Raw genomic sequence first — 24,120 nt, forward strand, 5'->3', positions numbered from 1 at the left:
CGCCTTAGCGTGTGACGGCGGCGTTACAAGAAGCGCTCAGGCCTTCTCCAGCGTGCACTGCAGCGGATGCTGGTTCTCGCGGGCGAAGTCGATCACCTGCGTGACCTTGGTCTCCGCCACCTCGTAGGTGAACACGCCGCACACGGCGACGCCCTGCTGGTGAACCTGGAGCATGACGCGCGTGGCGTCTTCTATATCCATCGAGAAGAAGCGCTGCAGCACCAGCACGACAAACTCCATCGGAGTGTAATCGTCGTTGAGCATCAGCACCTTGTAGTTCGACGGTTTCTTGGTCTTGGGACGCGTGCGGGTAGCGACGCCGGTCTCGATCTCCTCGATCCCGTCGCCCTGCCCGGGGCTCTGCATTGTCCAGCGTTCACGCATCACGTCGGTTAAGCTCATCACGCCTTAAGATATGGCAAGCCGCAAAGAGGCGGCAAGGCAGCAGTAAACGCTCAACTTCAAAAAAAGGCGGCCGCTCCTCGTGGGAGCGACCGCCAACAGTCGTTGCCTAGACTTTTAGGAGGGGAGAGGGTCAGGCAACGAGGGTGTTGAAGCGCTCGGCATTGGCCGTGGCGCGATTCGAAAGGGGCTGGAACGCCTCACCGGCGAGCTTCACCAGCGACTCGGCGAGCTTCGAGGACTCGGCGACCGCGCGGTCGAAAGAAGCGCGGGCGAAATCGCTCTGCAGCTGCAGATATTCGGTCGGCGACTTGGCTTCGGCCAGCGAACGGATCGCATCGGCAGCCTGCTCGACACCGTCACGGTTCGAAGCGACAACGTTCTGGCCGATCGAGCGGGCGCCCTCGCTCGCCACGCGGCCGGCTTCGACGATCGCTTCGACATTGGCGCGGGCGAGATCGGCGAGCTCTTCGGCGACCTTCTGGCTGCGCTTGGCAATGTCCTGGCTACGCTCGTTGGCGTCGGCGAACAGGTTCTGGAGCGGCGCGAACGCCGGGACGGCGTCGAAGCCGTTGAAGAAGTTGGTGTTGGCCACGGTTTCAATCCTTTGCTGAGCCGCACGAACCGTCTTCTGAGCGGTTTTGCGAGCGGCGGTACGGGTGGTGCGGCGGGCAGTCTTGCTCCGGCGCGTCGTGATCTTCTCGGCAGCAACCGCGCGCTTCGCACGGCGCGCGGACTTCGCACGCTCACGCTTCGCAACGGCGGCGGTTTCCTTCACTGCCTTTTCGGCGGTGTCGGCGATCGCCTCAACAACCTTGGCCGGTGCCTCAGCCGCGGCCTCAGCCTGTACCTTGGTTTCGTCTGCCATTTTCTAACCTTCCTTAGAATTTGTTGCAGTGCACAATAATGGTTGCGCCGCACCATTTCAAGGCACTTTTTGTGCACTGCAGCAGCTGACCGCTTGACGGCCATGCTTCGCCCGAAGCAAGAGCGGCCATGGACCAACCGACCCGTCAGCGCCGCGGCCTCCTAATCGTGCTCTCGTCTCCATCGGGGGCTGGTAAATCGACTATCGCCCGCATGTTGCTGGACGCGGACAAGGATGTGACGATGTCCATCTCGGCGACCACGCGGCCTAAGCGACCGGGGGAGACGGAGGATGTCGACTATCACTTTGTGGACGACGGTGAGTTTGATCGGATGATCAAATCCGGTGAGTTTGTCGAATGGGCTCACGTCTTTGGGTATCGGTACGGTACCCCCAAATCGCCGGTGAAGCAGGCGCTCCGTAAAGGTCGTGATATTCTATTCGATATTGATTGGCAGGGAGCTCGGCAGTTAGTCCCGGACTTCAAAGAGCATCTTGTTACGATCTTCCTGCTGCCACCATCGATGGACGAATTGGAGAGACGTCTACGCTCCCGAGCGACAGACTCTGATGAAGTAATCGCTGACCGCATGCGTCGAGCAACCGATGAAATCGATCATTGGGCAGAATACGAATACGTTCTGGTCAACCGCGACACAGACGAATGCCTAGAACAGGTCCGCTCAATCATCGCCGCCGAGCGCCTGAAGCAAGCGCGACACGCAGAACTAGATCCGTTTGTTCGAGGCCTGATCGGCCCGGCCCACTAGGCGTCTAGCAACTCCAGGAATCGCGCCGCTGAAAGGAAGTCGCGCTTCCTGTTCTCCAGCGCAGCCTCGGCCTCGGCGTCGGACCCCCAGCGTTCGAGCTGCCACTGATCATCGAGGCTGACCGCGTCCCACACCTGCTCGGGGGTCATCGCTTTATCCAGCACCGCAAGTCCGCCGGCTAGTGATCCGCCGATCGTCACTAATGGCGAAAGCCCGGCGAGGCGGAATGCATCGAGCGCACTGACCTCATGTGACAGGCGCTCCACTGTCGCTGCGGGCTGAGTCACGTGCGTGATCCCAGTCGTGGTCGCGAAATCCACGTCGAACCGTCGCCGCGCCCAGCCGAGCAGCGCATCCCAACTTTGCTCCTGCCGCTCGATCAGCTCGTGCGGACCTTCCGCACGATAACAAGCGAGATCCGCTTCCGCGTAGCGGGATAACCCGGCCGCAAACGCATCTTTCTGTGCCGCCACCCGATCAATTGCTGCGTTGGCGAGCCCGGTCAGCGGCATGCTGCGAGGATCGATCTCATCTTCGATCGACCGCCATTCGTCCGCGATCGCTTCCGCCAGCGCCTCGGTCGGTACCACCAGCGGTGCGCGAGCGGGCGTCTTCACCGGACGCCCATCGAGCTTCACGCCCCAGCCGCCGTCCTCGCGAACGACCTGAACCTCTTTCCAGAAGCGCTTCACTCGCGCTCCGCGTCTTGCTTGTCCCACGCCTTCTTGAGCAGGAACGGCGCGAACAAGGCGTCGATGACGCCCATGATGGCGACGATGGCGCCGAGCTGCGGCCAGCCGCCGGGACGAACCAGGCCGGTGTACATGATCGCAACGCCGAGGAAGAAGACGGTAAGGCCGGCGAAGCGCACAGCCGTATAGGCCAGCAGCCGGTTCCGGGCCTGCTCGTCCTCATCCATGAACATGCTCCCTGACCAAGGCGAGGACATCGATCGGCCGCGCCGCGACTCCGACCGCTCCTGCTTCGATCAGCTCGTCGGCCTCATGATAGCCCCAACCCGCCCCGATCGGCGCAGCGCCCGCTGAAACCGCCATCGCCATGTCGAAGCTGGTGTCGCCAACGACGATTGACGTCTCCGGTGTCACTCCCGCATCCGCGATTGCCTGTTCGACCATCGACGGATGCGGCTTCGAAGGATGCCGATCCGCAGTCTGAAGTGAGACGAACCGGGCATGAATGTCGTGCTGTTCAAGGCAGTGCTTCAGGCCGCGATCCGACTTCCCCGTTGCGACGGCGAGCAGCCAGCCGTCCTCTTCCAGCGCATCGAGCAATTCGATCACCCCGTCGAACAGAGGCTCTTCTACGCGCCCCGCTGCCCGGAGCTCCCAGAAAGCGCGCTTATAGTCTTCCGACAGCGCCGCGTGCTGCTCGGCGGGAAGATCGGGCAGCAGAGCCCCCATCGCCTCGTTGAGACTGAGCCCGATGATCCGCCGACTCGCAGCGATCGACGGCACCTCCAGCCCATTCTGCTCGAAGCTTGTCGCAAGCGCGGCGTGGATCGTCGCCCCACTGTCCACCAACGTGCCGTCACAGTCGAAGATCGCGAGCCGGTTCATCGCCGCTTCGGCTTGCCGGACTTGCTGGGTTTTCCTGAGGGCGAGCCGCGAGACCGGCGTTCCCCGCGGCGCTCACGCCGCTTCGTTTTCGCGGCTGCAGCAGCCTTGCGTTGCCGTGATTCCTTCGTTGGCGCGGGCGGCGCCTCCATCGGCATCATGTCACCGGCCATCGGGCTGAAGCCAATCGTGCTCAGGCTCTCGGCGAAGTGTGTCGGCAGCTCCGCCGTCACGTCGATCTTCCCGCCCTCGGGCGCGTCGATCCGGATCCGCCGCGCGTGGAGGTGCAGCTTGCGGCTGATGCCGCCGGTCAGGAAGGCTTCCGCACCGCCGTACTTCGCGTCGCCGACGATCGGGTGACCGATCGCAGCCATGTGGGCGCGGAGCTGGTGGGTACGGCCAGTCAGCGGCTGAAGCTCCACCCAGGCCGTCCGGTTGCCCGCGCGATCGATGGTGCGGAACTTCGTCTTCGCCGGAAGACCGTTCTCCTCGTCGATGTGCATCTTCTCGCCGCCGGTCCCCGGCTGCTTGGCGAGCGGCGCGTCGATCGTTCCCTCGTCGCTATCCGGCACGCCGACGACCAGAGCCCAATAGACCTTTTTCGCGGTGCGCCCCGAGAATGCCTTGGCGAAATGCCCGGCCGACCGAGCGGTGCGAGCCACGAGCAGCGCACCCGAAGTATCCTTGTCGAGCCGATGCACCAGTTTCGGTCGCCCGCGGTCGTCGTCCGCCAGACCGTCCAGCAGGCGGTCGAGATGCTGCGTGGTCTTCGTCCCGCCCTGCGTCGCGAGGCCGGGCGGCTTATTGAGTACGTAGGCCCCCGGATCCCGATAGATCACCATGTCGCGAACGAGTTGGATTTCCTCGTCGGTAAGCTGCTCTCGCTTACGCTGCGGTCGCGCCGTTCTCGACGGCGTTGCATCGGCAGGCGGAACCTGGATCTGCTGACCTGCTTCGACGCGATCGCCCGGCACGGCTTTCTTGCCGTCGAGCTTCAGCTGCCCCGTCCGGGACCAGCGCGAGACGATGTTGAAGCTGACGTCGGGCATGTGCCGCTTGAACCAACGGTCCAGCCGGATTCCGTCGTCGTCTTCCTGGACTTTGAAGGTGCGGGGTTGGGACATCGAGCCGCGCCTCTAGCGAATGCTAGCCGTCTCGTCCTGCCCAAAACTCGAATGCCTGCTTCTGCAGCTTCCGGATCAGCTTCGCGGCCTTCCGCCCTTCCCACAAGCCGGTATAGCCGTGCTTCTTCGCGCCCCCGACCCACCAGCCCTGACCCGGCAGCCGGTCGGACTGACGAACGACCAGCACCGCAAGCTCAGGCTCGCCGCGCTCTTCAGCCTCATCATCGACGTACGCCAGCACCTTGCACAGGGCGCGCATCTTCGGCCGGGTGAAGTTATGACCGAGCAGCCCGAGCACCTCCGAATAGCTGATCGCTTCGCCGGCTCTGGCGGACGCAATCAGGATGGCCCGAACCTCGACCGGGTCGGCGAGCAACCCCGCGGTCTCATTCATTCCTTCGGCTGCTCGGCGACCGGCGTCAGCTCGAACACGTCGAGCTTGGAATTGCTCTGCGGCCAGGGGATCACGAGGCGCCATTTGAACGGTGCGATGCGCTCAAGGACGCCGGCCATGTCGCGCTTTGGGTCGTCGCCATAGGCCAGCGGCTGTTCTTCATCACCGAGCGTGAGGCTGCCAAGGAAGATCAGGCGGTCGGGATCGTCATCCTCCCACAAGCGTCCGGCCGGCCGCTGGCTGCCCGTCTGCTTGACGATCGTCAGCAGGTCCCCTTCGACCTCGACGTAGCAGAAGAACGGCTTGAAGCTCTCGTAAGCGCGCGTCTTCGGGGTCGCCTTTCCGAGCTTGATCAGGCGGCAATTGTAGCTGCCGGGAGTCGGCGCGGGCCGCGGCAGCGCGGCCTTCGGCCTCAGCAACAGTCCTTCCTTTTTGATATCGGCGGCGTTGCTCTTGCCGGCTTCGGTCAGCGCCTGCTGCCAAGCCGAATCCAGCCGCGACAGCCGGTCTTGATCGGCCACCGTTGCGAGCTTTTTCCAGACCTCAGATTTTGCCGGAGGTGCGACCTCGACCATCGGCCGAGTGCCCGGCGGCGGCTTCGGCTTGGTCTCGCAACCGGCAAGCAGCAGCATTGCGATCAAAGCCGCCGCTCGAGTGCGATTGTTAACCAGATTCGTGGTGAAGGGCACCATGTTCTCCCTGCCACCAAGAGTGGCAGCCCTCCGATTAAAAATCCACTAACGCGGGGTTAACCAACCCCTTTAAGCATCGGCACACCGCCGCTACGGGCGCGGCAGATGAACAGCCCCGACCAGCGTCATGACCTGCATCACCGCCACGGCTCCGCTCGGGGCTTTGCATACGGGCTTGCCGCCTACGCGCTGTGGGGTGTCCTTCCCATCTACTTCAAGGCGCTCACCGGTATTCCGGCCGTGGACATTGTCGCGCATCGCGTACTCTGGTCCCTGCCCTTCCTCGCCGTTCTGATCGCCATCGCCAAAGGCTGGCCGCGAGTGTGGATGACGATCGCTCAGCCGCGCACACTCGGCATCCTCGCGATCACCGCGCTGCTCATCGGCGGCAATTGGCTACTCTACGTTTACGCGGTCACCAGCGGCCACATCCTAGCCGCGAGCTTCGGCTATTATCTCAATCCGCTCGCGAACGTGCTGCTCGGCCGCTTCGTACTGCGCGAAAAGCTCAACCGCTTGCAGTGGGCTGCCGTCGCGATCGCTGCCGCCGGGATTTCGGTGCTGGCAGCCGGCGCACTTGGTCAGTTGTGGATCAGCCTCACCTTGTGCGCGACCTTCGCCCTTTACGGACTGCTCCGCAAAGTGGTCGCCGCCGAAGCACTGACCGGTCTGGGCATCGAGACTGCGTTGCTTTTTCCCTTCGCCATCGCCTGGCTCGCGTGGCGCGGCAGCCAGGGTTCACCCGTCATTGGACCGACCGGGCTCGACACAGCATTGCTGCTCTGCGCCGGCGTCGTCTCCACTACGCCCCTGCTCTTGTTCACCGCCGCAGCCCGCCAGCTCGCTTATTCGACGCTCGGCATGCTGCAGTTCGTCGCGCCCACGTTGCAGTTTCTGATCGCGGTCCTGCTCTACGGCGAGACCTTCACCACCGCGCATGCCATCGCCTTCCCGGCAATCTGGCTAGCGCTCGGTTTGTACGTCACGGCATTGCTCCGAGCACCCCGGCTGCCGCAGCCGCCGGAATGATGCTACGGCTGAAGCCATGTTCAACCTCGTCTCCCTGATCATCGGCGCCGTTGCGCTGATACTCGCGCTGATCGCCTTCATCCCGCTGCTCGGCTGGGCGAACTGGTTCATCATTCCACTGGCGATCGTCGGCGCGGTCGTCGGCATGATCTCCCGCAGCACATCGGGCCGGAACCTGAACCTGTTCGTCATCCTCGTCGGCATCGTCCGCCTGATGCTCGGCGGAGGCATTCTGTGAGCCGCGACCCGCGGTTCGATGCCTATATCGCGAAGGCTCCACCCTTCGCTCAGGAGATCCTTAGCCACGTGAGGGAGCGGGTACATGCCGCTGCTCCCGAAGCCGAAGAAGTGGTGAAGTGGAGCGCTCCGTCCTTCACCGTCGACGGCAAGATCCTGCTGGTCATGGCGGCATTCAAAGCGCACGCCGCGCTAAATTTCTGGCGGGGGCAGGAGATTGGCGACGGCAGCGCCAAGGCGGGCGCCATGGGGCAGTTCGGCAAGCTGACCAGCCTCGCCGACCTGCCTTCGGACGATGAGCTGGACAACATCATCCGGGAAGCCGCGACCCTGGCGAAGACCGCGCCCGCACCGCGCAAGACCAAGCATGAGCCAAAGTCCGCGCCCGAGCTTCACCCGGAATTTGCGGCCGCGCTCGCAAAGGCCCCCAACGCCAAGGCAACGCTCGACGGCTTCCCGCCCTCGGCGCAGCGCGACTATTTCGAGTGGATCAGCGAAGCGAAGCAGGACGCCACGCGCCAGAAGCGCATTGCCACCGCCATCGAATGGCTGAATGAAGGCAAGCGCCGACACTGGAAATATCAAAACTGTTAGCGTGACATCTTGAACGCCGGTCCAAACCGCGTCTGGGTCTCGCCCTCCACCGACAAACCACAGCTTTCATAGAATAGCCGTGTGGCAGGCGCGGCGATCACGGTGAGAGTCAGTCCCTTGTTCCGGGCCTCTAGAACAGCGACGTCGACCAACGTCCGCCCAACCCCGCGGCCCCAAAGGTCCGGTTCAACGAACAGTCCGTCGAGTTCGCCGCCGACAAGCGCCGCGAATCCCGCCAGCTTCCCACCAAGCTCCGCGACGATGACCTGCCCGTTCGCGATCTGCGCCGGAGGCAAGTGAATCGCGTCCGGATTTTCCATCAGCTGATCGCGATACTCAGGAAGCTCGAACGAAGCGCGCCACTGAAGCGCCTCCAGCTCCTCATGTTCCTCCGGCTCGGCCAGCCTCACGTTCAGCGTGTCAGCGCGCTTTGACATAACTCCCCGGAGCGTCCTCGATCGCCTTGAGCTTACCTGCCCCCGGCACCCGCGCCCCCTTGGCCTTCACCGTCTCCCCATCGAGCTTCTTCAGCCAGGTGAGCCAGTCCGGCCACCAACTGCCTTTATGTTCCTGCGCCGCCGCGATGAACTCGTCGAGCGTCGCGGCATCTTTGTCGTTCACCCAATACTGGTACTTCTGCGCCGCGGGCGGGTTCACCACCCCCGCAATGTGCCCCGATCCGGCGAGCACGAACCGCTTCGGCCCGGCGAAATGGTCCATGATCTTCCACACGCTCTGCGGCGGCGAGATATGGTCCTCGCGCCCCGCCTGAACGTAGGTGGGCGTCGTCACCGTATCGATGTCGACGCCAACGCCGGCGACGGTGATGCCGCCCTTCGTCGCGAGCTTGTTCGCCTTGTAGAAGCTCTCGATGTAATCGCGGTGCCAGGGCGCCGGCAGATTCGTGGTGTCGCTGTTCCAATGAAGCAAATCGAACGGCGCCGGCTCTTCGCCGAGCAGGTAATTGTTGACCACGTAGCTCCAGATCAGGTCGCGGCCGCGTAGCAGGTTGAACGTCGCAGCCATGTAACGCCCGTCGAGATACCCTTTCTCCGCCGTGAGCTGGTCCAGCAGCCCCTGCGTTTCCGGCCCCGTGAACAGCTTGAGATCGCCCGCCTCGCTGAAGTCGACTTGCGCCGTCAGGAAGGTGGCGGACTTGACCTTGTCCTGCTGCTTCTTGGTGGTGAGGTAAGCTAGCGTCGCCGCCAGCGTGGTGCCCGCGACGCAATAACCGATGGTGTGCACGCTCTCGACACCGAGCAGCTCGCGGATGGTGTCGACCGCGTCGATCTGACCTTTGAGCACATAGTCGTCGAGCGTCGCGTCCGCGATGCTCTCGTCCGCCGACTTCCAGCTCACCATGAACAGCGACACGCCATTCTCGACCGCCCATTTCACAAAGCTTTTCTCGGGGTTGAGATCGAGGATGTAGAAGCGGTTGATCCAGGGCGGGAAGATCACGACCGGCGTCTTCAGTACATCGTCCGTCACCGGCGTGTACTGAATCAGCTGATAGAGCGGAGTCTGTTTGACGACCTTGCCCGGCGTCATCGCCAGGTTGCGTCCAACCTCGAACACGCCGGGCTGCGTCTGCGTCAGCTGTCCGGACGCAATGTCCTTCAGCATGTTGGCGAGGCCCTTCAGCAAATTCTCGCCACGCGACTCGAGCGTCTTCTTTAGTACCTGCGGATTCGTCACCGCGAAGTTCGACGGGCTCATCGCATCGACGAAGCTGCGCGTTGTGAACCGAAGCTTCTCGCGGGTGTCCGTATCCAGCCCCTCGATCTCGTTGACGGTGCCCAGCAGCTGGTCGGAAATCTGCAAATAGGTCTTGCGGATCGTATCGAAGATCGGGTTCTCGCTCCACTCGGGAGCGGCAAATCGGCGATCTTTCTTTTCCGCAACGTCAGCGCCGGGCGTCGCGACACCCCCGAGCACCTTGCCCCATGTCTCGAGCCCCTTGGCCCACGCCTGCGCACCCGCACTCATCAGCGCCATCGGATCGGCCGCAGGCGCGCCCTCGCCTAAACCGAAAGCCGCGGGCGACCAACCGGGCATCGGCTGGCCAGTCTTCACCTGGTCTGCCCAGAACTCCATCATCAGCTGCTGGGCCCGGCCCATCACCAGCGTCCAATGCTGCCAATCTTCGAGCGTCGGCATCGCGCCCATTTTCAGATCGTCCGCCATCCCCTCCATGTAATGCTCGACGCTCTCTGATGGAATTGCTTCAATCGCAGCGCCGAATCGTTGGGGGGTTAGCATGCGTCGGTTGTTGTCGTTGGCCGTTTCTTTCGCTTTGGTTCCGGCGTCCGCGCATGCCGAGTGGCTGGAAGCGCGTACCGACCATTTCGTCCTGACGATTAACGAGACTCCGGACAAAGCGCGAGCATTCGCCGAGCGGCTCGAACGGTTCGACCGCGCATTGCGCAAGCTCTATGCGGTGCCGGACGACCCCGACCAGCATCTGCGCCCCCTCGCCGTCTACGCGTTGGACCAGAAGCTGTTTGAACGGACATGCAACTGCGGCTTCGTTCTTGGCTACTACCAGCCGCGCACGCAGCAATCGACGATCTTCAGCATGTACGTGCCCCAGATCGACAAAAAGGCGAAGGACGGCTCATTCAGTTCGCAAGTGGTGCTGCTGCACGAATACAGTCACCATTTCACCTACAACAACTTCCCGATAGCCTACCCACGCTGGTTTTCGGAAGGCTTTGCCGAGTTCAACGCGACGGCTCAGTTTCCACCGGACGGGTCGGTGGAGATTGGCTTCCCCGCCAACTATCGATCCGAGGCGATTTGGACGGGCGGGATGACGGTTTCGGACCTGTTCGATCCGTTTAAGGCCGGGATCGGCTTCGGCAATATGGACTCATTTTACGGCCGCGGGTGGTTGCTCACACACTATCTGATGCTAACCCGCGGGCCGCGGCAGGGCCAGCTCGCCCGCTATCTGGACCTCATCAATCACGGCAAAGCCGGCCTGGACGCCGCGCGCCTCGCGTTCGGTGATCTCAATGTGCTCAATGCCGAGGTGAACAACTACGCGCGCAAGGGTCTTGCTGCGAAGTTGCGAATCCCGATGGAGACCAAGCCAATCACGGTCACCATGCGCCAGCTTAGCCCCGGTGAAGCGGCCTTCCTCCCGACCTATGCGCAAGTGCGCACCGGAATGCCGAAATATTGGAATAACGGCGTAGCAGCCGGCGCGGAAAAGATTGCCAGCCGTTATCCCGATGATCCCGTCGTCCAGAGCGAGCTGGCGGAGGTTGAATTCGCTACAGGCCGCTACGCCAATGCACTCACGGCTGCGGACGCAGTTTTGCGTGTCAAACCACAGATGGTGGACGCGCTAGTGATGAAGGGTCAAGTCGCGGCCGCCGTCCTTTCGAAGACCGGCAGCAAAGACCACGCGGCGTGGCAGTCAGCGCGGGCCTGGTTCCTAACCGCGAACCGCGCCGACCCGAATGCCGTAACGCCTTTGGTTGGATATTATCAGAGCTTCGTGCTGGAAGGCGTGCAGCCGACGGACAGTGCCGTGAAGGGGCTGATGCGCGCCGAAGTCCTGGCGCCTGAAAGCCCCGGCGTTCGTGGCCTGCTCGCACGGCAGTTGCTCCTGACCGGCCAGGCGGCATCAGCCCGCGCGACTTTGGCGCCGCTCGCATATGCTCCCCACACACCCCGGGCTGAAAACGTACCCCTGCAACTCATCCAGCTGATTGACGCGGGCAAGACCGAGGAGGCCAAGCAGCTCCTCATCGCCAAGACCAAGCAAGACCTCGACAAAGAGAAATGACGCCGTTGCCGTCACCAATCCCGCAGATCCCCCTCGCCTTCGCCCTGCTCGATTACTTCGGCATCTTCGTCTTCGCGATCTCGGGAGCTCTGCTGGCGGCGGAGAAGCGGCAGACGCTCGTCACATTCATCTTCTTCGCGGCGGCCACCGGTGTCGGGGGCGGAACGCTGCGCGACCTGCTCATCGGCGCGCCCGTCTTCTGGGTCCGTAGCAACGCGGTGCTCGCCATCTGCATCTCTGCCGCAGTGCTGGTGTGGTTCACCAGTCGCCAGCGGTTCGCGGGGCAGGCCCTTTTATGGTTCGACGCGGCGGGTCTCGGTGCATACGCGACCTATGGTGCAGCCAAGTCGCTCCTGTTCGGCGTTGCGCCAATTCCGGCGTTCGTCATGGGCGTGCTCACCGCCTGCTCGGGCGGCATCATTCGCGATATACTCGCCGGAGAGCCGTCGATCCTGATGCGTCCCGAGCTATATGTGACCGCCGCAGCGCTCGCTTCGGGCTTGTTCGTCGGGCTTGTCCTGCTGGGCACACCAGTCTGGATTGCAGCGAGCGTGTCGGCCATCGCGGGTTTCACACTGCGCGGCGCAGCCATCGCGCGAGGCATATCGCTTCCCGCCTACCGGGATTGATGCACCGCAACATCGCCGTCATGAATGGCGCGATGGACAGTGACTTCTACCGCATTCAGCGTCTGCCGCCCTACGTCTTCGCCGAAGTGAACGCGATGAAGGCGGCCGCGCGCGCTCGCGGCGAGGACATTGTCGATCTCGGCATGGGCAACCCCGACGGTACGCCCCCCAAGCACGTCATCGACAAGCTTGCTGAGGTCGCGAACAAGCCAAACGCGCACCGCTATTCCGCGAGCCGAGGCATCCCAGGCCTTCGCAAAGCGCAAGCAGCCTATTACCAGCGCCGCTTCGGTGTGAAGCTGGACCCTGACAAGGAAGTCATCGTCACACTGGGTTCAAAGGAAGGTCTCGCCAACCTCGCTCAGGCGATCACCGCACCCGGCGACGTGGTCCTCGCGCCCAACCCGTCATACCCGATCCACACCTTCGGCTTCATCATCGCCGGTGCCGCGATCCGCTCCATCCCCGCCGCCCCCGGCGAGGAGTTTTTCGAGCGCCTCACGAACGCGATGCGCTTCACGGTTCCGCGTCCGAAGGTGCTGGTCGTCGGCTATCCGTCGAACCCGACAGCCTATGTTGCCGACCTGCCCTTCTACGAACGCCTGGTCGCCTTCGCGCGCGAGCACGACCTGATCATCATCTCCGACCTCGCTTATGCAGAGATTTATTTCAGCGACACGCCGACTCCATCAATCCTCCAGGTCGAAGGCGCGAGAGATGTCGCCGTCGAGTTCACCTCGATGAGCAAGACCTATTCCATGGCTGGCTGGCGCATCGGCTTTGCGGTTGGCAACGCCCGCCTGATTGAGGCGCTTGCACGCGTGAAATCCTACTTGGACTATGGCGCCTTCACGCCCGTCCAAGCCGCCGCCGTGGCCGCCCTTAACGGCCCGCAAGACATCGTCGAGCAGAACCGCGCGCTATACAAGAAGCGCCGCGACGTCCTTGTCGACAGCTTCGGCCGCGCTGGCTGGAACATCCCGGTGCCCGAGGCCTCGATGTTCGCCTGGGCACCCATCCCCGAGCGCTTCCACAATCTGGGCTCGGTCGAATTCTCGAAGCGCCTGCTTACTGAGGCCCATGTCGCCGTCGCGCCCGGCGTGGGCTTTGGAGAAGAGGGCGAAGGCTTCGTCCGCATCGCCCTGGTCGAAAATGAACAACGCCTCAGGCAAGCCGCCCGCGGGGTGAAGAAGATGCTTGGAGCGTAAGCCCGCTGAAAGCTCAAAAATCGATCGGATCGCGAGCGATCGGGCAGGTCATGCAATGACCGCCTCCACGACCCCGGCCCAGTTCCGATCCGCTGATCGTGATCACCTCTATGCCCACCTTGCGCAGCAACGTATTGGCGTACGTGTTGCGGTCGTAGGCAAACACCACCCCGGGTGAGGCGCAGACTAGGTTCGCTCCTGAATCCCATTGGGTGCGCTCACGCGTGTAGTCGTTTCCGCCGGTTTCGATAACGCGCAGTTGCTTGAGCCCGAGTGCCTCCTTCACCGTCTCGATCAGCGTTCCGTCGCGGTGAAGCTCGATCCCGCCATTCCCGTCCGGCCTGTAAGAGAAACACTCGATCCCATTGGCGATGTCGGGATAGAGCAACACACAATCGCGATCCGCGAAGGTGAAAACCGTGTCGAGATGCATCGCCGCGCGCAGCTTCGGCATTGCGGCCAGGATCACGCGCTTCGCCGCGCCTCGTTCGAACAGGGCCGCGGCAAGTTGGCTGATCGCCTGCCGCGAGGTGCGCTCGCTCATTCCGATCAGTACGCACTCATTGCCGATCGGCATTACATCTCCGCCCTCGAGGGTCGCCATGCCCCAATCCTCCGTGGGGTCGCCCCACCAGACATTCACCTTGCCCGCGAAGTCAGGATGGAACTTGTACACGGCCGTCGTGAGGATCGTCTCTTCGTGGCGTGCCGGCCAGAAGAGCGGGTTCAGCGTCACGCCAGCGTAGATCCAGCAGGTCGTGTCGCGCGTGTAGAGCGTATTCGGGAGCGGCGGCAGCAAATACTCGTTCACGCCCGCCGCATCACGGATCATCTGCAGCGTTTCACTGCCGATGTGCTCCGGAAACTCGTAGGTCGAAAGACCGCCGAGCAGAGTCTCTGCAAGATCGCGTTCCGACAGACCCTCGAGGTATGACCGAACCTCGTCGACGAAGCCCAATCCAACCTGGTTCGGCACCACTTGGTTATCTAGAATCCACGCCTTCGCTTCCGGAATCGCGACCGTTTCCGCGAGCAGATTGTGCAGCTCCAGGACCTCGATGCCGCGATCGCGCATCTTGTTGATGAAGTCGAAATGATCCCGCTTCGCGATGTCGACCCAAAGCACGTCATCAAACAGCAAGGCGTCGCAATTCGTCGGGGTCAGACGCTGATGTGCACGCCCTGGAGCGCAGACTAGGACCTTCCGCAGCTGCCCTACTTCCGAATGGACGCCGAAATTGCTGTCCATGACGCGCGCCTCCTTCAGGGTGTGATCAGACCAGTCGCCAGTCCGTAGGCACCGGCTAATGCAGCGAGGATGATGAGCGAGAGGATGCCCATTTCGATGGGCGCGAACATGCGGGCCTGCTGTTCCTTGCGTGCCCAAAGATAAAGGACGGTGCCGGGCGCAAATAGCATCGACAGGAGCAGAACATATTTCAGCCCCGCCGCCAGGAACATGAAGAGCGTATAGACGATCGCGATCCACGCGAAGGCAGCGGCAGCGGGCCGGCCGCCCTCCTGTCTAGCTACGAGCGCTCCATATCCCGCGACCAACAGGTATGGCAGCAACGCTGCGACGCTCGTCATGTCGAGCATGATGTTGAATGCGTCGTTCGACCAATATGTCGAGACGATGAAGAGGGAGACGACGATGTTGGTCAGCCACAAGGCGTTGGCGGGCACGCCGTTGCGGTTCTGCGCCGCGAAGATCTTAGGCATGTCGTTCGACTGTGCCGCCGCAAACATCACCTCCGCGCAGATCAGCGACCAGGCGAGATAGGCACCAAGGACCGACACGAGCACGCCGAGGGAAATGAACACTGCTCCCCAATGCCCGACGACCAGCTCGAGCGCTCCGGCAAGTGATGGGTTCGCAACGCTGGCGATGTCCGCGCGAGGCGCAGTCGCGTAGGGCAGCAGGGTGATCGCGACCATGAGGGCGGTGACGCTCAGGAACCCCATGATCGTCGCTGCGCCCACGTCGGAGCGCGTCTTCGCGTAGCGCGAATATACGCTGGCGCCCTCGATGCCGATGAACACGAACACGGTGATCAGCATGGTATCCCGCACCTGCGCGACCAACGTCTTGTCCGGCATGCCGATGCCGCCAAAGAAATTCTCGGCGAACTGCCGGTATCTGAAGAAGATCAGGAAGATCAGAACTGCCGCGAGCAGTGGCACGACCTTCGCGACCGTGACGATGCTGTTGATGACCGCTGCCTGCTTGATCCCCCGCAGGATCATGACGTGAAATAGCCAAACCCCGATGAGCGACACGATGATCGCCGCGACCGTGCTCCCGTCCCCGAAGATGGCCGGGAAGAAGCGTCCGAGCGTCGAGCCGATCAACACCCAGTAGAAGACGTTGCCGAGGCAGCTGCCGAGCCAGTAGCCGAACGCGGAAAGGAACCCGACATAATCCCCGAAGCCCGCCTTCGCATAAGCGAAGACACCGGAATCGAGGTCCGGGCGCTGCTCCGACAGGATCTGGAAAACGCGCGCCAGAGCGAACATTCCAAAGCCGGCAATTGCCCACGCGACGATTGCGCCGAAGGGTCCCGTCGCCGCCGCGAACCGTCCCGGCAAATTGAAGATGCCTGCTCCGACCATTGAGCCGATGACCATCGCGGTCAGTGCGGACAGAGACAGCTTGTCGACCGGCTTGTCGGTCATCATCGGCCCCCAATGATCACGGGCTGCGTGGCGTGACTCAGTGACTCAATCCCGGTCGGAAATTCATGTCACGCACGGCTGCGTTGAGGTCGGCGGTGAAGAGCAGCGACCACAAGCCCTGGATCACCATGCTGACCCCGACGACGTAGCCAAGGAATGCGAATGCGGCGCCCGGCTGCAGCATGACCATGAAGACCCCAAGACCGATATTGATAATGCTCACAAGGATGAGCCAGCCGCGGCCGATCGACAGCTTGAATCCGATCGCCAGCTCCAGCAACCCACCAGCGATCAGCCACGCGCCCATCACCCAGACGAGCGTCGCAGCAGATGCCCTCGGCGCCTCGATGACGATGAGGCCGGTGACGAAGCTGAGCAGGCCGATCACTGCTGCGATCCAGCTGCCCCGGTGCTTCAGGTTCACGACGCCGCCAAGGAACATGAACGCGCCGGCGACGACCAGCATCGCACCGACGTAGAAGGTCGCGGCAATGCTGGCGAGCGGCGGTTCGGCGATGGCGACGATGCCGATGACGACGAAGGCGACGCCCGGCAAATAATGCCAGCCGGGCCATTCCCGGAGCGAATTTCGGCCGGTCTCGTTCGCTCGCATGAGCCGCTCAGCCGCAAGGGTGTCAGCCATTTAGCCCCTCCTGTCTTAGCGTCCCTCCAAACGGATCCGCCCCCTCGCGACTCCTACGCTCGACGCCGTCACTTCCACCGAGCGCACGTTCCGACGCACGCCCGGTAGCGCGATGGAGTTGGAGCAGCGTCCGCTGCTCACTTGCGAAGGCACGCGTATCGTCTGAGCGATTCCATTTCCGAAACGCACCCGTGCGTGATGGAAACGGATGGCGGTACTCTCTGCACAGAAGCGCAAATCTGATAGAGCGGGCTGCCCGCGGGCGTCGATCGTCGCGTTGACCCAGCCTAAGCGGTAGACGTTCGTCCGACCGATCTCCCGCCAACCGCGGCTCATCTGCCGCGCGCTCTGCACGCGGCGGTGCCCCATATTGCTGCTGTTCGATGAGAGGATCAGGCAATTTCCCTGGTAATTCGGGCGTTCGCAGAGTTGCCAGCTCCCGCCGTGGATTCGGGCGGAATTGACGGACCATCCGATGCGCAGGTTCGGCTCATCCCGGCGCACCGTGACCGCTGGCCCCCTGAAGTTGCGATCGCGATAGATGACCGCTTCCTGCCCGGTCCCAGGCCGATGATGCATCGCCTCAGGCTGGGCGTGCATCGCTTCCGCCTGCGGTTCCGCCTCCTGAGCTAGAACCGCCGTGGGATTTAGAAGAAAACCAACAACAAGCGCCGACATGGCTGCACGCATGGCAACCTCCATCACTGCAAGCTCGACTCTCCGGGTCAGAAAGTCATAGCACATAAGCTGCAGCCGAACCTCCGGGTTTCTACTGTACGGCAATTGCGGTCGGGCTTATGATTGTCTCTGACGACCTTAAAACAGTCTTGGAGGAACTTCGCGATGCGCATGTTCCGTCTTGCCGCTGCGTTCGGTTTTATTTTCGGGCCACTCGCAAGCTGCACGACGCCGGTGCAGACCGACGCGACCAGCCCCGCCGTTTCAGGAACGCTCGCCGGCACCAAATGGCAGCTCGTCCAGTTCCAATCGATGGACGACGCCATCGGCACCATCGAACCCTCTGATCCGTCAAAGTACACCATGGACCTAATGTACGACGGCAAGCTTGCGATGCAGCTCGACTGCAACCGCGCGACTGGGACATGGAAGGCGATGCCGGCAAGTCCAAGCGATGGGCAGATCACCTTCAACGCCCCCGCGATGACCCGCGCCTTCTGCGGTGAACAGTCGATGGATACGCGTATTGCGCGCGACCTCGGCTTCGTCGTGTCCTATAAGCTGGTCGGCGATACGCTGAACCTGGCGCTGAAAATGGACAGCGGAATCTATACCTGGCGACGCATTCAGCCCTGAGAGCGGCGATGGAACGGATGCGTGCGCTCTGAAGCCCGATTGATGACTTCACGGTTAGATTCCATCCGCGCCCGTTGGCGTTCCATAACTCGGCGCGCCGTGTCTGACGCCGCCTTCAGTCGCCGCTGGGCGAGCTCGATCAGCCGGATCGCGTCCTCAGACATGACCCGCGAATTATGATCGAGCGGACAGGCTGTCGTCCTTAATCCAGATCAGGTTATCGGCGCTCTAGCGGCTCGCGAGGCGACGGAAGTGATATCGACCTCTGACCGGAGATGCCCGATAGGATTGGCCGGACGTGCAGGTTACGTCGAACACGCCCGCCTGTCCGTCGACTGGGCTCGCCGATGCGACCTGGCCGCAGGAATAGCCAATACGACCGATCGTCCGCGCGATCACGGCGTCTGGTAGCGGCAATTTCGCCAAGGTGGGAGCGATAGGCGCGGCGTCTGCCACCGCGGGTTCGATACTTGCCGCATCCGTCGCGGCAGGTGTTGGCTCGATTGCGACCTCTCGCTGCTGCTCAGGAACGGCCGGTAAGCGCACCATCCGCCGATCCGAGGCACGGGCTGGCGCAATCGCAGGCTGAGCATCGATGAAGCTCGGCTCAGCTACCGCTGCCGATACAACTGGAGCAGGCGCAGGCCTCGCCTTGGGCAACGCCATCGTGACGCTGTTTCCCGCCTCCGCATGACCGCCGACGACAGTCCCGGCCCAAGCCCCAACCAGGGCCACGCTCGCGACGACGCCACCAATGATCACCGCAGACCTGTTCCGATATCGAGGCCGAGCTTCGTCCTCGTTCAACCGCTCCTCGACAGCGCGGAAAAGCACATGTTCGACATCCACGGGATTAGAGGCACCGGCTTCGGGGTGAGCTTCGGGTTCCCGCCGGGGTTGAGGTTCCGGGTTCGATTGGGGCTGCGGCTCAGGACGGCGTTGCTCTTCCAGTCGGCGGAGGAGTTCCTGCGCACGTGTTTGCGGTGCTTCGGGGCGAACCGCCTCGCTCGGCGAAGCAGCGATGAACGGCGCGTGCTGAGGGTCCAGCCGGGGCTGCGGCCTCGCCCGGGTCGGAGGAGGCGGAGCGAAGTTCCGGCCACCTTCTACGGAGACGTTCGCTCCGGCCGGCGTGACGAAAGGACTTCCGTTCCACCGTGCTGCGGCGGCTGTCCACTGAAGCGGCGCCGTCTTCTTCGGCGCGATCGCTTCGTCATAAGCGCGGCGCTTCTCGGGATTGCGCAGTGTTTCGTATGCCGCGTAGATCTGAGCCGCCGCGGCCATTGGGCGCAGGCCGATCCCGCTCATCTTGGCCGCGAAGGCGCGCGCAATTTCATCGACGCTCGCGCCGAATTCCAACCCGAGCGTTTCGTAATGGTTCGGCCGCGTTTGAACCGTGCTGGCCATGGCTTCCCTCCCCGAGAGATCGGCCCCGCGCCGACTCTAAGTGCCGGAAGCATCTATCCTTTTCGGGAGAAATCCAGTTCAGGCCGCCGCGATTACCGGGCCATTCACGGCTAACGCCCACACGATTGTACGAACGGTGAATGGCTCATCAGTCAATGCGGCGCAATCGATCCCCGCTCTGCGACCTGCAGACCCGACGCGCGGGTCACTTATCCTCGCTTGCAGCGAAGAGAAAAGCGTGGGGCTGCCGCCAGCTTCCGCATTGGCTGGACTCGAACCGCCGCTGATTTCTTTCGAATAGCCGTTACCGACTTAAGCGACCCCGGTAACCGGGGAGCCAAGGCAGCACCGGTGCGTAGCGCCAGTCGCATGATGAAACCGATCCTCCCGCCCTGTTCGGTGCGGGACTGTAAGCGTGCTGCTGGGGCAGTGATCAACGGGGTGCTCCTCTGCGGCGATCACGCCGTGGAGGAATTCGAAAAGATCCGTCTCGCGCGAAGGCGCGAGGGTGACCACCCTTCGCGTTGAAGCCCCGGACCGAACTCACTCGGCCGGGACTGGCTCGCCCACTTGATGCGCCTCTTGGCCGATGACGCGATGGAAGATGCGGCCGATGCGGGTCTCGATCGAGATGGCGATCGAGAAATACGCCGGCACCAGGAGCAGCGTCAGCATCGTGGAGAAGATGAGGCCTCCGATCACCGTGATCCCCATCGGTGCGCGCCAGCTAGCGTCGCCGGTCAACGACAGCGCGATCGGGAGCATACCGGCGACCATGGCGACCGTGGTCATCACGATCGGCTGCGCGCGTTTGTGCCCGGCTTCATAGATCGCCTCATCCTTGGGCATCCCGTGGTTCATCATCTCCACCGCGAAATCGACGAGCAGGATCGAGTTCTTCGCGACGATGCCAAACAGCATCAGCAAGCCGATAAACACCGGCAACGACAGGGGCTGCCCGGCGATATGCAGCGCGAGCGCCGCCCCGAGCGGAGCTAGCCACAGCGACCCCATGTTCACGAATGGCGACAGGAACCGGCGGTAGAGCAGGACCAACACCGCAAACACCAGCAGGACACCCGCGAACAGCGCGACGATGAAGTTTTGGAGCATCTCCGCCTGCCACTTTGCCTGGCCGAGATTGAGACGCGCCACACCCTCGGGGAGGTTGGTCACTGACTTCAGCTCGTTGATTTTCTTCCATGCGTCGCCCGAGACGAAGCCGGGCGAAAGGTCGGCGCCGATCGCGATGCGGCGCTGCTGAGCTGTGCGCTGAATGCTCACCGGTCCTGCGCCGAAGCTGATCTCGGCCACGGCGCGCAACGGCACGGAGCCGCCGCTCGACGTCGGCACAGGCAAGTTCTCGAGCGTCGTGATGTCCCTCCGTTGGTTCTCCGCGAGTGAGACCTGGATCGGGATCTGCCGGTCGGAGAGCGAGAACTTTGCGCTATTCTGCTCGATGTCTCCCAGCGTCGCGATGCGGATGGTTTGGCTCAGCGCCGCAGTTGTCACGCCGAGATCCGCCGCCAGGTCGAAGCGCGGCTTGATAACGATTTCCGGCGTAGCGAGGTCGCCGGCGACCCGCGGTGCATGGAGCTCAGGAAGGGTTCCCATCTCCGCGGCGATCTTGTTGGCTGCGTTGAGCAGCTTCACCGGATCGTCGCCGCCGAGATAAAGCATGATGTCGCGCGATGCTCCGCCGGGACCGCCGCCATTTTGGCTTTGGAAATTCACCCGGGCGTCCGCGAACTCCGCCAGCTTTGGCGCGACCGAGCGCTCGAACTCGGTGCTGGTGACCTTCCGGTCTTTTTTCAGCTTCAGGTCGACCGACCCGCTACCGACATTGATGCGTTCGAAAGCCTGCTCGACATTGGGGTTGCCCCGAACCAGGTCGGCGACCCTATCCAACACATCTTGCGTCTGCTGGAGAGTGGCCCCGGGAGGCAGGTTGACCTGAACCGTCGAAGTGTCCTGGTTGATCTCCGGCTGGAATGTCATCGGCAGAGTCGCAATCAGCACTCCCGTCAGAAGCAGCGCGCCGACGCCGACGCCGACCATGTACAGCCGGTGATCCAGAACCAGGCTTTTGATCTTACCCCAGCGACCCCGGTGCCGCTGCGCATAGGCATGTGCCTTCGACGTATCCATCGACCAGCTGAGAACGCGCAAATATGCGTCCATCGCGGCGCCCGACGCGTGCGGCTTGATGCCTTTGCTGCGGAGGAAATAAGCGGCAATCAGCGGCGTGATCATGCGGGCGACGAGCAAGCTCATCAGCACCGCGACGACGACGGTGAATCCGAACGCCTTGAAGAACTGGCCCGAGACGCCGGGCATTAGCGCAACTGGCAGGAATACCGCGACGATCGCCATGGTCGTGGCAAGCACGGCTAGGCCGATCTCGTCCGCTGCGTCGAGCGCCGCCTGATAGGCGGACTTACCCATGCGCATGTGGCGCACGATATTTTCGATCTCGACGATGGCATCGTCGACCAGCACGCCCGCGACCAGGCTCAGGGCGAGCAAGGACAAGCCGTTCAGGTTGATGCCCAGTAGGCTCATGAACCAGAAAGCAGGAACTGCCGACATCGGGATCGCCAGCGCCGAAATCGCCGTCGCGCGGACGTCTCGGAGGAAGAGAAGCACTACTAGAACCGCGAGGACCGCGCCCTCGAGCAGGCCCTCCATCGCCGATTTGTACTGGTTCTTGGTGTAGTCGACGGAGTTGTCGATCTCCTTGAACCGAACGCGCGGGTTGGCTTTCTCGATCTTGTGGAGCTCGGCCCAGGCAGCGTCGTAGACCGACACGTCGGACGAGCCCTTGGAGCGCTGGATGTTGAAGCTGATCACTTGGCGGCCGTTGAGCTTCGCCAGCGTTCGCTGCTCCGAATAAGCGTCCTTCACCTGCGCGATGTCCGCCAGACGCACGAACCGTCCGTTGGAAAGCGGCAGCTGCACTTGTGAAAGGTCATAGGCGGTCGGTGCATTTCCGAGCACGCGAACGCTCTGCTCCGAACCCGCGATCTCCGCGCGGCCGCCCGCCGCGTTCATGTTGAGCTGACGAAGCTGCTGGTTGACCTGCGCTGCCGTGAGGCCCTGCGCCTGAAGGGCGGCCGGATCGAGGATCACGCGGATCTCGCGATCCACCCCGCCTTCGCGCGACACTGCCGCCACGCCGGTGATGCCGCGAAGCTGCTTCGCGACATTATTGTCGATGTACCAGCTCAGCTCTTCGAGCGTCATGTCGGTGGTTTCGGCGGCGATGAAGACGATCGGGTTGCCCGACGTATCAAAGCGCGAGACCGTCGGCTCGAGAATGCCCTCGGGAAGGTTCCCGCGGACTTGGGAGATGGCGTTGCGAACGTCGTTGACCGCACGATCGATCGGCGTCCCGATTTGCAACTGGACGACCGTATTGCTGTAGCCTTCGCTCACCGAGCTATCGATTTCGTCGACGCCGGTAACGCCGCGAACCGCCGCTTCGATCTGCTGAGTTACCTGCTTTTCCATCTCCGCAGGCGCTGCGCCCGGCTGGCTCACGCCAACCACGACCACTGGGAAGTCGATGTCGGGATTTTGCGTGACGGTCATCTGCATGAACGCGACGATCCCCGCGAGCGTCAGTCCGATGAACAGGACGATCGGCGCGACGGGGTTCTTGATGCACCAGGACGAGATGTTGCGAAAATTCATGAGGCCTCGAAGATTGGTCCTGTTTAGCTACGCACGCTAGCCCGAACTGCAATAAGCACGGACTACATCAATCGAAGCCTACCGTGCGTTTGCCGACTAATCCCTGACACGAGCGGCAAAAACGCCTCCGACGCCCTGATCGGTCCGGATCGCCGATTTCACTAACATATGTTGAGGTCGCGTGTTATCCTCTTCTCAGGGCGACAATCAGAACAGATCGATGAAGATGCGGGAAGATCCCTTTCGGGATGCGACCAATGAATGCCTTGCGGCTTTGGAAGAAAGCGTGCGGAGGCTGCGAGACAATGCGGCCGACGGCCAAGCCGAGCTGCTCCGCGAGCTTGAGCAGATCCTGGTCGAAATCCGCCAGTCTACAGGCGGTGTCTAGCCGTCGTCGCCTGAATCGCTGACCAGCCTCAAGTTAGGCCGCACCGGCTGCGGCTCGGCGGCTTCGTATTGCGATCCGCGGTACCACATGATCGCGCGCGCTACATGTTCCGTGATTGTGCGGATGGATTCGAGTTCTTCCGCTGTCGGGCTGCGCGGCCTCCGGTGGTAGACCGCAAAAGTCCCCAGCAGCTTGTTCTCCGAGTTCCGGATTGGCGTCGACCAGCAGGCTCGGAGGCCATGCGGAAGCGCCAGATCGCGATAATTCGCCCACAGCGGATCGTTCGCGATATCAGAGACATACACAGGATGGCCCAGAAACGCCGCTGTCCCGCAGGACCCTGCGACCGGACCGATCGTCAGTCCGTCGATCGCCTCGCGATACTCTTGCGGCAAGTGGGGACTAGCTCCGTGCCGAAGTGTCGTGCCGTCGAGAAGCAAGATGGATGTGACCGTGTCGGACTCAGCCGTGGACTCAACCACCAATAGATCGCGATCCAATACCGATTCTAAGGGCTCGCCGTTGGCGAATTCAGCCGGCACCAGATTCTCTCGAGCGAGAAGCAAATCTCGAAGTGCTTGTGCAAATGCCATCTCTACCCCCTAACAACTCCGCTCTGGGGCTTAGCGGCCGGACAGCCGCACAATAACTCACCGTAGGCCGCTGGTATAGCGCGATGTTTGGC

At 62.7% G+C, this 24,120-nt stretch carries 25 protein-coding genes; 8 read left to right on the forward strand and 17 right to left on the reverse strand.

Translation table 11 applies throughout. From position 1 onward, the window contains the following. Nucleotides 1-36: 36 nt before the first annotated feature. Nucleotides 37-366 (reverse strand): ATP-dependent Clp protease adapter ClpS, encoded by a 330-nt coding sequence (gene clpS, locus AC4GYV_RS11205; protein WP_491101592.1) that lies wholly within the window; start codon nucleotides 364-366, stop codon nucleotides 37-39. A 169-nt stretch (nucleotides 367-535) separates the two neighbouring features. Further along, entirely contained in the window at nucleotides 536-1,270 is a 735-nt protein-coding gene (locus AC4GYV_RS11210; protein ID WP_491100789.1) for a phasin family protein, read from the reverse strand. Nucleotides 1,271-1,398: 128 nt separating this feature from the next. Between AC4GYV_RS11210 and gmk the strand changes: the two genes are divergently transcribed. Continuing rightward, nucleotides 1,399-2,040 carry a guanylate kinase gene (gmk, locus tag AC4GYV_RS11215; protein WP_491100790.1) on the forward strand — a complete coding sequence of 214 codons (642 nt, stop codon included), beginning with the start codon at nucleotides 1,399-1,401 and terminating at the stop codon, nucleotides 2,038-2,040. Here gmk and AC4GYV_RS11220 read toward each other — a convergent pair. The 6 genes from AC4GYV_RS11220 to AC4GYV_RS11245 are packed head-to-tail and all read right to left on the reverse strand — an operon-like array spanning nucleotide 2,037 to nucleotide 5,821. After that, nucleotides 2,037-2,732 carry an ATP12 family chaperone protein gene (locus AC4GYV_RS11220; RefSeq protein WP_491100791.1) on the reverse strand — a complete coding sequence of 232 codons (696 nt, stop codon included), beginning with the start codon at nucleotides 2,730-2,732 and terminating at the stop codon, nucleotides 2,037-2,039. The genes gmk and AC4GYV_RS11220 overlap by 4 nt on opposite strands. Beyond that, nucleotides 2,729-2,959: a hypothetical protein gene (locus AC4GYV_RS11225; protein ID WP_491100792.1), complete on the reverse strand. Its 231-nt coding sequence runs from the start codon at nucleotides 2,957-2,959 to the stop codon at nucleotides 2,729-2,731. The genes AC4GYV_RS11220 and AC4GYV_RS11225 overlap by 4 nt, the downstream gene beginning before the upstream one ends. Further along, complete coding sequence (locus AC4GYV_RS11230; RefSeq protein WP_491100793.1) at nucleotides 2,952-3,617, reverse strand: HAD-IA family hydrolase; 666 nt, start codon at nucleotides 3,615-3,617, stop codon at nucleotides 2,952-2,954. The genes AC4GYV_RS11225 and AC4GYV_RS11230 overlap by 8 nt, the downstream gene beginning before the upstream one ends. Beyond that, nucleotides 3,614-4,738, reverse strand: a complete 1,125-nt coding sequence (locus AC4GYV_RS11235; protein WP_491100794.1) for an RluA family pseudouridine synthase — start codon at nucleotides 4,736-4,738, stop codon at nucleotides 3,614-3,616. The genes AC4GYV_RS11230 and AC4GYV_RS11235 overlap by 4 nt, the downstream gene beginning before the upstream one ends. Before the next feature lie 22 nt (nucleotides 4,739-4,760). Continuing rightward, a complete protein-coding gene (locus tag AC4GYV_RS11240) occupies nucleotides 4,761-5,132 on the reverse strand; it encodes a ribose-phosphate pyrophosphokinase (protein WP_491100795.1) in 372 nt (123 codons plus the stop codon). Beyond that, entirely contained in the window at nucleotides 5,129-5,821 is a 693-nt protein-coding gene (locus AC4GYV_RS11245; RefSeq protein WP_491100796.1) for a DUF4893 domain-containing protein, read from the reverse strand. The genes AC4GYV_RS11240 and AC4GYV_RS11245 overlap by 4 nt, the downstream gene beginning before the upstream one ends. A gap of 108 nt (nucleotides 5,822-5,929) precedes the next feature. Between AC4GYV_RS11245 and rarD the strand changes: the two genes are divergently transcribed. Genes rarD through AC4GYV_RS11260 form a run of 3 tightly spaced genes read left to right on the forward strand, consistent with a single transcriptional unit; the run spans nucleotide 5,930 to nucleotide 7,684 of the window. Further along, nucleotides 5,930-6,853, forward strand: a complete 924-nt coding sequence (gene rarD / locus AC4GYV_RS11250; RefSeq protein ID WP_491100797.1) for an EamA family transporter RarD — start codon at nucleotides 5,930-5,932, stop codon at nucleotides 6,851-6,853. A gap of 16 nt (nucleotides 6,854-6,869) precedes the next feature. Further along, on the forward strand, nucleotides 6,870-7,091 hold the full coding sequence (locus AC4GYV_RS11255) for a hypothetical protein (protein ID WP_491100798.1): 222 nt from the start codon (nucleotides 6,870-6,872) through the stop codon (nucleotides 7,089-7,091). Next, nucleotides 7,088-7,684 carry a YdeI/OmpD-associated family protein gene (locus tag AC4GYV_RS11260; RefSeq protein WP_491100799.1) on the forward strand — a complete coding sequence of 199 codons (597 nt, stop codon included), beginning with the start codon at nucleotides 7,088-7,090 and terminating at the stop codon, nucleotides 7,682-7,684. Before AC4GYV_RS11255 ends, AC4GYV_RS11260 begins: the two co-directional genes overlap by 4 nt. Here the strand turns inward: AC4GYV_RS11260 and AC4GYV_RS11265 are convergent. Both AC4GYV_RS11265 and AC4GYV_RS11270 read right to left on the reverse strand, forming a co-directional pair. Further along, nucleotides 7,681-8,121, reverse strand: a complete 441-nt coding sequence (locus AC4GYV_RS11265; RefSeq protein ID WP_491100800.1) for a GNAT family N-acetyltransferase — start codon at nucleotides 8,119-8,121, stop codon at nucleotides 7,681-7,683. The two genes, AC4GYV_RS11260 and AC4GYV_RS11265, sit on opposite strands and share 4 nt — an antisense overlap. Next, nucleotides 8,105-9,880, reverse strand: a complete 1,776-nt coding sequence (locus AC4GYV_RS11270; RefSeq protein ID WP_491100801.1) for a PHA/PHB synthase family protein — start codon at nucleotides 9,878-9,880, stop codon at nucleotides 8,105-8,107. The genes AC4GYV_RS11265 and AC4GYV_RS11270 overlap by 17 nt, the downstream gene beginning before the upstream one ends. Nucleotides 9,881-9,944: 64 nt before the next feature. On the opposite strand from AC4GYV_RS11270, the gene AC4GYV_RS11275 reads away from it, so the two are divergent. From AC4GYV_RS11275 to AC4GYV_RS11285, 3 genes are read left to right on the forward strand one after another with little or no spacing between them, the layout of a single operon-like run. Further along, nucleotides 9,945-11,480, forward strand: a complete 1,536-nt coding sequence (locus AC4GYV_RS11275; protein WP_491100802.1) for a tetratricopeptide repeat protein — start codon at nucleotides 9,945-9,947, stop codon at nucleotides 11,478-11,480. Then, complete coding sequence (locus AC4GYV_RS11280; RefSeq protein ID WP_491100803.1) at nucleotides 11,477-12,109, forward strand: trimeric intracellular cation channel family protein; 633 nt, start codon at nucleotides 11,477-11,479, stop codon at nucleotides 12,107-12,109. Before AC4GYV_RS11275 ends, AC4GYV_RS11280 begins: the two co-directional genes overlap by 4 nt. 32 nt (nucleotides 12,110-12,141) lie before the next feature. Beyond that, on the forward strand, nucleotides 12,142-13,317 hold the full coding sequence (locus tag AC4GYV_RS11285) for an LL-diaminopimelate aminotransferase (RefSeq protein ID WP_491101593.1): 1,176 nt from the start codon (nucleotides 12,142-12,144) through the stop codon (nucleotides 13,315-13,317). 13 nt (nucleotides 13,318-13,330) lie between these two features. Here AC4GYV_RS11285 and arcA read toward each other — a convergent pair whose 3' ends face one another. Genes arcA through AC4GYV_RS11305 form a run of 4 tightly spaced genes read right to left on the reverse strand, consistent with a single transcriptional unit; the run spans nucleotide 13,331 to nucleotide 17,380 of the window. Continuing rightward, nucleotides 13,331-14,566: an arginine deiminase gene (gene arcA, locus AC4GYV_RS11290; protein WP_491100804.1), complete on the reverse strand. Its 1,236-nt coding sequence runs from the start codon at nucleotides 14,564-14,566 to the stop codon at nucleotides 13,331-13,333. A 14-nt stretch (nucleotides 14,567-14,580) separates the two neighbouring features. Further along, nucleotides 14,581-15,993 (reverse strand): basic amino acid/polyamine antiporter, encoded by a 1,413-nt coding sequence (locus AC4GYV_RS11295; protein WP_491100805.1) that lies wholly within the window; start codon nucleotides 15,991-15,993, stop codon nucleotides 14,581-14,583. Between the two features lie 37 nt (nucleotides 15,994-16,030). Then, on the reverse strand, nucleotides 16,031-16,636 hold the full coding sequence (locus AC4GYV_RS11300) for an HdeD family acid-resistance protein (protein ID WP_491100806.1): 606 nt from the start codon (nucleotides 16,634-16,636) through the stop codon (nucleotides 16,031-16,033). A 15-nt stretch (nucleotides 16,637-16,651) separates the two neighbouring features. Beyond that, nucleotides 16,652-17,380: a DUF2541 family protein gene (locus tag AC4GYV_RS11305; RefSeq protein ID WP_491100807.1), complete on the reverse strand. Its 729-nt coding sequence runs from the start codon at nucleotides 17,378-17,380 to the stop codon at nucleotides 16,652-16,654. A 99-nt stretch (nucleotides 17,381-17,479) separates the two neighbouring features. Between AC4GYV_RS11305 and AC4GYV_RS11310 the strand changes: the two genes are divergently transcribed. Beyond that, a complete protein-coding gene (locus tag AC4GYV_RS11310) occupies nucleotides 17,480-17,950 on the forward strand; it encodes an META domain-containing protein (RefSeq protein ID WP_491100808.1) in 471 nt (156 codons plus the stop codon). Between the two features lie 228 nt (nucleotides 17,951-18,178). Here the strand turns inward: AC4GYV_RS11310 and AC4GYV_RS11315 are convergent, their stop codons facing one another. The 3 genes from AC4GYV_RS11315 to AC4GYV_RS11325 all read right to left on the reverse strand — a co-directional run bounded on the left by AC4GYV_RS11315 (nucleotide 18,179) and on the right by AC4GYV_RS11325 (nucleotide 24,028). Next, nucleotides 18,179-19,354, reverse strand: a complete 1,176-nt coding sequence (locus AC4GYV_RS11315; RefSeq protein WP_491100809.1) for a hypothetical protein — start codon at nucleotides 19,352-19,354, stop codon at nucleotides 18,179-18,181. Nucleotides 19,355-19,897: 543 nt separating this feature from the next. Then, nucleotides 19,898-23,047 (reverse strand): efflux RND transporter permease subunit, encoded by a 3,150-nt coding sequence (locus tag AC4GYV_RS11320; RefSeq protein WP_491100810.1) that lies wholly within the window; start codon nucleotides 23,045-23,047, stop codon nucleotides 19,898-19,900. A 384-nt stretch (nucleotides 23,048-23,431) separates the two neighbouring features. Continuing rightward, nucleotides 23,432-24,028: a GAF domain-containing protein gene (locus AC4GYV_RS11325; protein WP_491100811.1), complete on the reverse strand. Its 597-nt coding sequence runs from the start codon at nucleotides 24,026-24,028 to the stop codon at nucleotides 23,432-23,434. Nucleotides 24,029-24,120 lie beyond the last annotated feature (92 nt).

It is taken from the genome of Sphingomonas sp. SP4 (genome assembly GCF_058313375.1).

Excerpts from the sequence above, each read along its gene's own strand:
- AC4GYV_RS11235 (WP_491100794.1), bottom strand. The coding sequence starts at position 4,738 with ATGTCCCAACCCCGCACCTTCAAAGTCCAGGAAGACGACGACGGAATC.
- AC4GYV_RS11270 (WP_491100801.1), bottom strand. The coding sequence starts at position 9,880 with ATGGAGGGGATGGCGGACGATCTGAAAATGGGCGCGATGCCGACGCTC.
- AC4GYV_RS11240 (WP_491100795.1), bottom strand. The coding sequence starts at position 5,132 with ATGAATGAGACCGCGGGGTTGCTCGCCGACCCGGTCGAGGTTCGGGCC.
- AC4GYV_RS11285 (WP_491101593.1), top strand. The coding sequence starts at position 12,142 with ATGGACAGTGACTTCTACCGCATTCAGCGTCTGCCGCCCTACGTCTTC.
- AC4GYV_RS11300 (WP_491100806.1), bottom strand. The coding sequence starts at position 16,636 with ATGGCTGACACCCTTGCGGCTGAGCGGCTCATGCGAGCGAACGAGACC.
- AC4GYV_RS11230 (WP_491100793.1), bottom strand. The coding sequence starts at position 3,617 with ATGAACCGGCTCGCGATCTTCGACTGTGACGGCACGTTGGTGGACAGT.
- AC4GYV_RS11325 (WP_491100811.1), bottom strand. The coding sequence starts at position 24,028 with ATGGCATTTGCACAAGCACTTCGAGATTTGCTTCTCGCTCGAGAGAAT.
- AC4GYV_RS11310 (WP_491100808.1), top strand. The coding sequence starts at position 17,480 with ATGCGCATGTTCCGTCTTGCCGCTGCGTTCGGTTTTATTTTCGGGCCA.
- AC4GYV_RS11280 (WP_491100803.1), top strand. The coding sequence starts at position 11,477 with ATGACGCCGTTGCCGTCACCAATCCCGCAGATCCCCCTCGCCTTCGCC.
- gmk (WP_491100790.1), top strand. The coding sequence starts at position 1,399 with ATGGACCAACCGACCCGTCAGCGCCGCGGCCTCCTAATCGTGCTCTCG.
- arcA (WP_491100804.1), bottom strand. The coding sequence starts at position 14,566 with ATGGACAGCAATTTCGGCGTCCATTCGGAAGTAGGGCAGCTGCGGAAG.
- AC4GYV_RS11305 (WP_491100807.1), bottom strand. The coding sequence starts at position 17,380 with ATGTGCTATGACTTTCTGACCCGGAGAGTCGAGCTTGCAGTGATGGAG.
- AC4GYV_RS11265 (WP_491100800.1), bottom strand. The coding sequence starts at position 8,121 with ATGTCAAAGCGCGCTGACACGCTGAACGTGAGGCTGGCCGAGCCGGAG.
- AC4GYV_RS11320 (WP_491100810.1), bottom strand. The coding sequence starts at position 23,047 with ATGAATTTTCGCAACATCTCGTCCTGGTGCATCAAGAACCCCGTCGCG.
- rarD (WP_491100797.1), top strand. The coding sequence starts at position 5,930 with ATGAACAGCCCCGACCAGCGTCATGACCTGCATCACCGCCACGGCTCC.
- AC4GYV_RS11255 (WP_491100798.1), top strand. The coding sequence starts at position 6,870 with ATGTTCAACCTCGTCTCCCTGATCATCGGCGCCGTTGCGCTGATACTC.
- AC4GYV_RS11315 (WP_491100809.1), bottom strand. The coding sequence starts at position 19,354 with ATGGCCAGCACGGTTCAAACGCGGCCGAACCATTACGAAACGCTCGGG.
- AC4GYV_RS11225 (WP_491100792.1), bottom strand. The coding sequence starts at position 2,959 with ATGGATGAGGACGAGCAGGCCCGGAACCGGCTGCTGGCCTATACGGCT.
- AC4GYV_RS11275 (WP_491100802.1), top strand. The coding sequence starts at position 9,945 with ATGCGTCGGTTGTTGTCGTTGGCCGTTTCTTTCGCTTTGGTTCCGGCG.
- clpS (WP_491101592.1), bottom strand. The coding sequence starts at position 366 with ATGCAGAGCCCCGGGCAGGGCGACGGGATCGAGGAGATCGAGACCGGC.
- AC4GYV_RS11210 (WP_491100789.1), bottom strand. The coding sequence starts at position 1,270 with ATGGCAGACGAAACCAAGGTACAGGCTGAGGCCGCGGCTGAGGCACCG.
- AC4GYV_RS11295 (WP_491100805.1), bottom strand. The coding sequence starts at position 15,993 with ATGACCGACAAGCCGGTCGACAAGCTGTCTCTGTCCGCACTGACCGCG.